At 31.9% G+C, this 858-nt stretch carries 1 protein-coding gene; it reads right to left on the bottom strand.

What is annotated here, in order from left to right:
• On the bottom strand, positions 1-858 hold an 858-nt coding region (locus AVBRAN12640_RS09870), incomplete at both ends, for a methyl-accepting chemotaxis protein (protein WP_336609181.1).

Genomic DNA, 858 nt, shown 5'->3' with positions numbered 1-858 from the left:
TTTATTCTTCATAACAGCTTCAACAGCAATGCTAGCCATTAAATCTACTTCATCTGATATTTTATTAGTATTATCAGCTACTACTACATTAGCGCGTGTTAGCTCATCTATACTACTTATTGCTTCATTTATTTGAGATATTGCTTGAGTTTGTTCTTTAATGCTTTCACTCATATCATTTATACCTTGAGTTAATACATTAACACTTGCTTCTATTTCTGTTAGTGATTTTTGAGTGCTTTCAGCTAACTTTCTTACTTCATCAGCAACTACAGCAAAGCCCCTTCCATGCTCACCTGCACGTGCTGCTTCTATTGCAGCATTAAGTGCAAGTAGATTAATTTGTTCTGCAATGTCTCTTATCATAGTAATAACATTTTTAATATCTTCTCCGTTTTTAATAACTTCGTTTGATTTTTGATTTACTGCATGCATAGATGCACTCATCTCTTCTACTGCTGCTGCACTTTCTTGCAAGCTACTTGCTTGCTTTCTTGCACCTTCGTTTATATCACTAACACTTGTTTTTAGTATTTTAGATTTATCTTGTAGGTTTCTTGCAGTTTCAAGATTTGTTTTTAACATATCTCTTATTTGCTTACCTAACATATTAGTTGCAAGTTCTACTCTACCTTTAGCATTTTTTATTTCATTTCTAAAGTCGTTTTGGCTATATTCATCAAATATCTTTTCAATTGAGTTTGTATTAGCTCCAACTTTTTCTTCTAAAGTATCAAGCATTTTATTTAAGACATTTTTTAATTCAATTAATTGTGGGTTTGCAGGATTTAAAGTAATTCTTGCTTTTAAATCTCCACTTTCAATTGCTGCTGCTGTTTGAACGCTTTGTTCTACTGC

The organism is Campylobacter sp. RM12640, assembly GCF_020137595.1.
GTDB lineage: Bacteria > Campylobacterota > Campylobacteria > Campylobacterales > Campylobacteraceae > Campylobacter_E.
This window is presented reverse-complemented; position numbering and strand designations above follow the sequence as displayed.